The following is a 7,575-nucleotide window of genomic DNA, read 5'->3' on the forward strand; positions in this document are numbered from 1 at the left end:
TGAAGGAGAACGCACGAGTAGCCCGGGAGATTCCCGTGTACCGTGCCGCGCCGACCGCACGATGGTCGCACGGTACGGCCCGTCTCGTCACCGCCTTATTCCGATGCCCGCGCGGCTTTCGGTCCTGCCTTCGGGACGGCCCTCGGTCCGGTTTTCGGTTCGGCCTTCGGTTCGGCCTTCGGTTCGGCCCTCGACGCGGTCTTCGGCTCGGCCTTCGGCTCGGCCCTGGCGACCGGCGGCGCGGGCTTCCAGTCCGGGTGCCCGGGCATCGCCGGCGTCTTGTCCTTGTACAGCCAGTCGCGGAAGAATCCGCTCAGCTCGCGGCCGGAGATCGCTTCGGCGAGGCGCTCGAAGTCGGCCGTGCTCGCCGTGGAGTCGCGGTGGTCGTGCACCCAGGCCCGCTCCAGGCGCTCGAAGGCGGGGCTGCCGATCTCCTGGCGCAGGGCGAACAGGACGAGGGCCGCGCCGTCGTAGACGTTGGGGCGGAAGATGCTGATCTTCTGGCCCGGGTTGGGCGCCTTGGGCAGCGCCGGGGGGCCTCCCGCGGCGCGCCAGCGGTCGGAGGCGCCGTACGCCGCCTTCATCCGCGCCTCCAGGGTGCGGCCCGCCTTCTCCTGCGCGTACAGCGCCTCGTACCAGGTGGCGTGTCCCTCGTTGAGCCACAGGTCGGACCAGTCGCGCGGGCTGACGCTGTCGCCGAACCACTGGTGGGACAGCTCGTGCACCATGATCGACTCGACGTACCACTTGGGGTAGCCGGGTTCCGTGAAGAGGCCCTTCTCGAAGAGGGAGAGAGTCTGCGTCTCCAGCTCGAACCCGGTGGAGGCGTCGGCCATGAGCAGGCCGTACGTCTCGAAGGGGTAGGGGCCGACCTTGCCCTCCATCCAGGCGATCTGCTCGGGCGTCTTCCTCAGCCACGGTTCGAGGGCGTCGCGGTCCTTGGTGGGCACGACGTCCCGCACGGGCAGGGCGTGCGGTCCCTCACGGTGCACGACGGCGGAACGTCCGATCGACACCTGGGCGAGCTCGGTCGCCATGGGGTGCTGGGTGCGGTAGGTCCACGTGGTCGCCGCGCCGACCCGTTCGACCCCGGCCGGCAGGCCGCCCGCGACGGCCGTGTAGTCGTTGGGGGCGGTGACGCGGATGGTGAACATCGCCTTGTCGGAGGGATGGTCGTTGCACGGGAAGACCAGGTGGGCGGCGTCCGCCTGGTTGGCCATGGCGAGGCCGTCCGCGGTCCTGACCCAGCCGCCGTCCCGGTCGTCGGCGCTCACCGGATCACTGGTGTGCCGCACGGTGATCCGCACCCAGCTGCCCGGGGGCAGCGCGCTGCTCGGGGTGACCACCAGGTCGTCGCCGGCGTCGGCGAAGGAGGCGGGCCGGCCGTCGACCTCGACCGAGTCGACCTTGCCGTGGGCGAAGTCGAGGTTGATCCGGTCCAGGGCGGCCGTGGTCCACGCGTCGATGGTGGTGACCGCCTGGAGAGGCTTGTCGTTGGCGCCGGAGTAGGTGAAGGACAGGTCGTACGACGCCACGTCGTACCCGGGGTTGCCCAGGTGCGGGAAGAGGCGGTCGCCGATGCCGAGCGGGTCGGCCGGGGCGCTCGCGGCGACGAGGCAGACGGAGACGGCCGAGGCGAGGAGCGCGGACTTGAACCGGACGCGGGGGGTGAGCAGCATGCACCACCGCTACCAGCGCGGGCCTGGGCCGTGTCGGCGACGCGCGCCCGGCCCACCCGAACGGATGGCGCCCGCGCGCGGGGGCGGACGCGCCCGCGGCGACCGGGACGCGGCTCGCGCACCCGCGTGGGGGCCCTACGCCGGTTCCGCCGACGCCTGCGCGTGGTGCTGGGCCCGGTCCACGTCGTACACGCCGGGCACGTTGCGCATGGCCCGCATGAGGGTCGGCAGGTGGGCGGCGTCGGGGAGCTGGACGGTGTACGTGTGGCGCACCCGCTGCTGGCTCGGCGGCTCGACGGTCGCCGAGACGATCTCGGCGCCTTCCAGCGCCATGGCCTCGGTGAGGTCGGCGAGCAGATGAGGCCGGCCGAACGATTCGGCGACCAGGGTGACCCGGCAGCCGGTGGTGTCGCCCCAGCGCACGGCGACCTCTTCGCGGCCCGCGCTCGCCATGCGCGCCACGGCGTCGCACTCCGCGCGGTGCACGGTGACCACTCCACCGCGCACCAGGAACCCGGTCACGTCGTCGAGCGGTACGGGCGTGCAGCACCCGGCCAGCCGGACCGTGGCGTCGGGCCGGTCGACGACCGTGACGGCGGCTCCGGGGCGCGGAGCGGGCGCGCCGCCCCCGGAGGGGTCGGCCGTGGACCGGGCGGTCGCCTCGGCGGCCTTGGCGGCCCCGGGGTCCGGGGCCGGTGCGGTGTCGTCCTGCTCGGCCGGGGCCGGGTGGGTCGCAAGCCAGCGCTGGATGGCGATGCGGGCGGCGGGGGTGTGGGCGTGCTCCAGCCACTCCCTGGACGGCTCCGAGGCGGGGTCCTGGCCCATGAGGAGCTGGACGGTGTCGCCGTCCCGCAACGCGGTGCTGAGGGTCGCCAGGCGGCCGTTCACCCGGGCGCCGATGCAGGCGTGGGCGTCCTCGCCGTACTGGGCGTACGCGGCGTCGACGCAGGTCGCGCCGTCGGGCAGGCCGAGCGTGCCGCCGTCCGGCCGGAAGACGGTGATCTCGCGGTCCTGGGCGAGGTCCTCGCGCAGGGTGGACCAGAAGGTGTCGGGGTCGGGGGCGGCCTCCTGCCAGTCCAGGAGGCGGGAGAGCCAGCCGGGCCGCGTGGGGTCGACGCGCTCCTCGTCGGCCGCGGCCCGGTCCCGGATCGGTTCCTCGGCGGGAGCCGGGTAGGGGTTGCCGAGGGCGACGACGCCGGCCTCCGCGACCTTGTGCATCTGGTGGGTGCGGATGAGGACTTCGGCGACCTGGCCGTCCTCGCGGGCGACCGCGGTGTGCAGCGACTGGTACAGGTTGAACTTGGGGACGGCGATGAAGTCCTTGAACTCCGAGACCACCGGCGTCATACAGGTGTGCAGTTCGCCCAGGACCGCGTAACAGTCGGCGTCCTCGTTCACGAGGACGAGCAGCCGGCCGAAGTCGGAGCCGCGCATCCGGCCGCGCTTGCGGGACACACGGTGCACGGACACGAAGTGCCGCGGGCGGATGAGGACTTCGGCCTGAATGCCGGCGTCGCGCAGGATCGCGCGCATCGCGTCGGCGAACTCCGCGAGGGGGTCGTCCGCGCGGGAGGCGTTCGCGACGATCAGCTCGCGGGTGTGCTCGTACTCCTCGGGGTGCAGGATCGCGAAGACGAGGTCTTCCAGCTCGGTCTTGAGGGCCTGGACGCCGAGGCGTTCGGCGAGCGGGATGAGGACCTCGCGGGTGACCTTGGCGATGCGCGCCTGCTTCTCGGGGCGCATCACGCCCAGGGTGCGCATGTTGTGCAGCCGGTCGGCGAGCTTGATCGACATCACGCGGACGTCGTTGCCGGTGGCGACGAGCATCTTGCGGAAGGTCTCGGGCTCGGCGGCCGCGCCGTAGTCGACCTTCTCCAACTTGGTGACGCCGTCGACGAGATAGCGCACCTCGGCGCCGAACTGGTCACCGACCTGGTCGAGCGTCACCTCGGTGTCCTCCACGGTGTCGTGGAGCAGCGAGGCGGTCAAGGTCGTGGTCTCCGCGCCGAGTTCGGCGAGGATCAGGGTGACGGCGAGCGGGTGGGTGATGTACGGCTCGCCGCTCTTGCGCGTCTGGCCGCGGTGCGAGGACTCGGCGAGGACGTAGGCGCGGCGCAGGGTTTCGACGTCGGCGTCGGGATGGTGGGCGCGGTGCGCCTCGACGACGTGGCCGATCGCGTCCGGCAGCCTTCCGCGCGAGGCGGGGCCGAGCAGCGCGGCGCCGACCAGGCGGCGCAGATCGATCCGGGGACGGCTGCGCCTGCGGGGCGTGGCCGGCGCTACCGGGCCTGGGGTCGCAGGGTTCGTGGCCTCCGCACTCATGGGCACCTCCGGCTGCGTGGACCGGCGGACGGGGTGTCCCAGGGCGGACACGGCTCAGGGGACTGGTGAACGGTCCCCCGTCCGGGCCGGTGCTTGATGCTACCGAGCCCATCACGCCCGACCGACCGCCTCTCGCCGAGCGTGAAACGGATCACCCATTCGAGCGACGGATGGGAGGTTTGCGGTTTTGAGCCACTCGTCCTGGTGCCGGTCGGGCATTCGAACCCGTGGCTCTGCTCAGGATCGATCATGTGAGCCGCGGCGGCGCACCGGCCTCCGATGCCAAGCCGCGGCCGCCTCAGAGGCCGGCGGTTTCCAGCCACGCAGACTCGATCTCCCCTGTGGCGACGATCACTGCGGGGCCGGTCATCTCGATCTCGCCGTCCGGCCGCTCGGTGATCACCAGGCGTCCGCCGGGCACGTCCACGGTGTACGTGACCGGCGTCCCGGTGACCGCCGGGTCGGCGCCGTCCCTGCGGGCGGTCGCCACGGCGACGGCGCACGCGCCCGTGCCGCACGAGCGGGTCTCGCCGGACCCGCGCTCGTGCACGCGCAGGGCGACGTGTCGCGGGCCGCGGTCCACGACGAACTCGACGTTGACCCCGTCGGGATAGGCGGAGGCCGGGCTGAAGGGCGGCGGCGCGTACAGGTCCCCGGCGTGCGCGAGGTCGTCGACGAAGGCGACGGCGTGCGGGTTGCCCATGTTGACGTTGCGCGCGGGCCAGCTGCGCTCGCCGACGCTCACGGTGACGTCCCCCTCGGGGAGGAGGGCGCTGCCCATGCCGACGGTGACGTTCCCCTCCTTGTCGAGGTGCACGCGCTTGACGCCCGCGCGCGTGGCCACCGTCAGATCGCCCTCGGCGACGAGACCGGCGTGCTGGAGGTAGCGCGCGAAGACGCGGACGCCGTTGCCGCACATCTCGGCGATCGAGCCGTCGCCGTTGCGGTAGTCCATGAACCACTCCGCCTCGGCGGCCATGTCCTTCGCCTCGGGGTGCGCGGCGGACCGCACGACGTGCAGCAGTCCGTCACCGCCGATGCCCGCGCGCCGGTCGCACAGGGCGGCGACGGCGGTCGGGGGGAGGTCGACGGCGTTCTCGGGGTCGGGAAGGATCACGAAGTCGTTCTCGGTGCCGTGTCCCTTGAGGAAGGCGATCCGCGTGCTCATCCCTCGATCGTACGGGGTGGCCACGACAGCGGGCCCGGGGCCGCCGGGCGCTCCCGCGTGGGTGCGGCTCAGCGGAGCCGGGCGACGCGCCAGACCGCCAGGGCCACCACCGCCGCGACCATCACGACGTAGGCGAGGACGACCCGCCAGTCGGGACGGCGCCCGGATCCGCGCGCGGGCAGTCCGGGCCACGTGTAACCGACGCGGCGGGCCGCCATCATGCCCCAGCCGGCCGCACAGGAGCAGATCAGCAGCCCCAACATGGCGATCATGGCCCCGCTGTCGCCGAAGTCGAAGGCGAGCGGGAAGGCGAACATCAGGGAGCCGACGGCGGCCAGGGCCACGATGGGCGCGAGCTGCCAGATCCGCAGGCGGCGCTGCGGGCGCAGCTCGACCTCGACCTCGGGGCCGCTCGCGAACATCTCCTCGGGCTCGGGACCGTCGTCGGTCACTGTGCCCTGGGTGTCGTCCTCGTCCGGCCCGTCCGGAATCAGACGGCCTTCCTCAGGCTCCGGTTCACCACGCCCGGTGGTGCGGTGCTCGCTGCCTTGTGCGGTGTCGCGAGGGCCGGCCTCCATCGCCACGCGCCCTCCCAACTCGGACTCCACTTGGTCGATCGAAGCTCGATGATGGCACGACGTCGGAGGCACGGATGACGGCCTGGGCGTCCCGATGCCATGACGTGATCAGGCTGTGACCGGTCGCTCCACCAACGCGAGCGCGAGCTCCGGAAGTTCTGCCAGATCAGCCGCGGCCCCACTCAACCAGTGCACCCGCGGATCGCGCCTGAACCACGAATCCTGACGGCGCGCGAAGCGCTTGGTGGCACGCACGGTCTCCGCGCGCGCCTCGGCCTCGGTGCACTGTCCGGCCAGGGCCGCGAGGATCTGCTGGTAGCCGAGCGCGCGGGAGGCCGTGCGCCCCTCGCGCAGGCCCCGCGCCGCCAGCGCGCGGACCTCGTCCACGAGCCCCGCGTCCCACATCCGGTCGACGCGGGCGGCGATGCGCTCGTCGAGTTCGGGACGCGCCACGTCGACCCCGATCTGGACGGTGTCGTACACGGAGTCGTGGCCGGGGAGGTTGGCCGTGAAGGGCTTGCCGGTGATCTCGATCACTTCGAGGGCCCGCACGATGCGGCGCCCGTTGCCGGGCAGGATCGCGCGCGCCGCCTCGGGATCGGCGGCCGCCAGCCGCGCGTGCAGCGCCCCCGAGCCGCGCAGCGTGAGTTCGTCCTCCAGCCGGGCGCGCACCTCGGGGTCGGTGCCGGGGAACTCCAGGTTGTCGACGGCGCCGCGGACGTACAGCCCGGAGCCGCCGACGAGGACCGGCCAGCGCCCCTCGGCGAGCAGCGCGTCGATCCGCTCACGGGCCAGCCGCTGGTACTCGGCCACGGAGGCGGTGACGGTGACGTCCCAGACGTCCAGGAGGTGGTGCGGGACTCCGGCGCGCTCCTCGGGCGTCAGTTTGGCGGTGCCGATGTCCATCCCTCGGTAGAGCTGCATGGAGTCGGCGTTGACGACCTCGCCGCCGAGCCGTCGGGCCAGGAAAACGCCCAGATCGGACTTTCCGGCCGCGGTCGGTCCGACGACGGCGATGACACGGGGGGCGGGGGGTGCGCTGCTCACCCCACCAGTCTCGCAAACCTCGCGCCCGCCCCCGAACGAGTTACGTGACGACGCCGGTCCGGGGTCGTTCCCCGTTGTGGGATTCCCGTCACCCTGCGCAAGGGCGGCGCCCTCCCCCGGTGGCGCGAACGGACGCACCGGACGACGCGGGATTTCGCCCGCACGAGTACCGTATGGAGTGGACATGGGCGTTTTGGCGCGACTTTTCCGGAGGTCGAAGCCCGTGGAGGAGCCGGCGACGGAGCAGGCGGACACCGCCGCCGAGGCCGGGGTCGGCCCGACGGAGGACGCAGTCGCAGCGGAAGCGGCCGCGGAGGCCTCCCCGGAGGCGGCCGAGGCCGACGACGCCCCGCACGCCGGGGCGTCGAAGGAGCCGGTCGCCGACGACGACGGTGTCGACGGCGTCGGGATCCCCCGTCAGCAGTCCCCCGAGGAGACGGCCGACAGTGAGGCCGCCGACGACGGCGCCCGCACGTGACACACCCGCGAGGAAGGTGGCCCATGGGTCTCTTGGACAATTTGAAGGCCAGGCTCGCCCCGGCCAAGGGCAAGGTCTCCGACCTCGCACAGCAGCACGGGGACAAGGTCCATCACGGCCTCGACAAGGCCGCCAAGGTCGTCGACGAGAAGACCAAGGGCAAATACAGCGACCGGATCCACACGGGCGCCGACAAGGCCAAGGGAGCCATGGACCGGCTCGCGCACAAGGACGAGCCCTCGACGGGCGGCGGCGACACGTTCGTCCCGCCGGCCCCGCCGCCACCGGCTTCCTGACCGGGCG

At 72.9% G+C, this 7,575-nt stretch carries 7 protein-coding genes; 2 read left to right on the forward strand and 5 right to left on the reverse strand.

What is annotated here, in order from left to right; genetic code table 11:
* Positions 1-95: 95 nt before the first annotated feature.
* The 5 genes from ACFVYK_RS14335 to miaA form a co-directional block, all read right to left on the reverse strand.
* Positions 96-1,679, reverse strand: a complete 1,584-nt coding sequence (locus ACFVYK_RS14335) for a M1 family metallopeptidase (RefSeq protein WP_389773025.1) — start codon at positions 1,677-1,679, stop codon at positions 96-98.
* 135 nt (positions 1,680-1,814) lie between these two features.
* Complete coding sequence (locus tag ACFVYK_RS14340) at positions 1,815-4,001, reverse strand: RelA/SpoT family protein (protein ID WP_389773027.1); 2,187 nt, start codon at positions 3,999-4,001, stop codon at positions 1,815-1,817.
* A 298-nt stretch (positions 4,002-4,299) separates the two neighbouring features.
* Complete coding sequence (gene dapF / locus ACFVYK_RS14345) at positions 4,300-5,169, reverse strand: diaminopimelate epimerase (RefSeq protein WP_389773030.1); 870 nt, start codon at positions 5,167-5,169, stop codon at positions 4,300-4,302.
* A 68-nt stretch (positions 5,170-5,237) separates the two neighbouring features.
* The gene (locus ACFVYK_RS14350) at positions 5,238-5,747 is read right to left on the reverse strand and encodes a hypothetical protein (RefSeq protein WP_389773045.1); all 510 of its coding nucleotides are present in this window, start codon (positions 5,745-5,747) and stop codon (positions 5,238-5,240) included.
* Positions 5,748-5,855: 108 nt separating this feature from the next.
* On the reverse strand, positions 5,856-6,794 hold the full coding sequence (gene miaA / locus ACFVYK_RS14355; RefSeq protein WP_389773032.1) for a tRNA (adenosine(37)-N6)-dimethylallyltransferase MiaA: 939 nt from the start codon (positions 6,792-6,794) through the stop codon (positions 5,856-5,858).
* Positions 6,795-7,017: 223 nt separating this feature from the next.
* Between miaA and ACFVYK_RS14360 the strand changes: the two genes are divergently transcribed.
* The gene (locus ACFVYK_RS14360; protein ID WP_389773033.1) at positions 7,018-7,272 is read left to right on the forward strand and encodes a hypothetical protein; all 255 of its coding nucleotides are present in this window, start codon (positions 7,018-7,020) and stop codon (positions 7,270-7,272) included.
* A gap of 23 nt (positions 7,273-7,295) precedes the next feature.
* Positions 7,296-7,568: an antitoxin gene (locus ACFVYK_RS14365; RefSeq protein WP_389773036.1), complete on the forward strand. Its 273-nt coding sequence runs from the start codon at positions 7,296-7,298 to the stop codon at positions 7,566-7,568.
* The last annotated feature ends 7 nt before the right edge of the window (positions 7,569-7,575 follow it).

Source organism: Streptomyces sp. NPDC058291 (assembly GCF_042880855.1).
Taxonomy (GTDB): domain Bacteria; phylum Actinomycetota; class Actinomycetes; order Streptomycetales; family Streptomycetaceae; genus Streptomyces.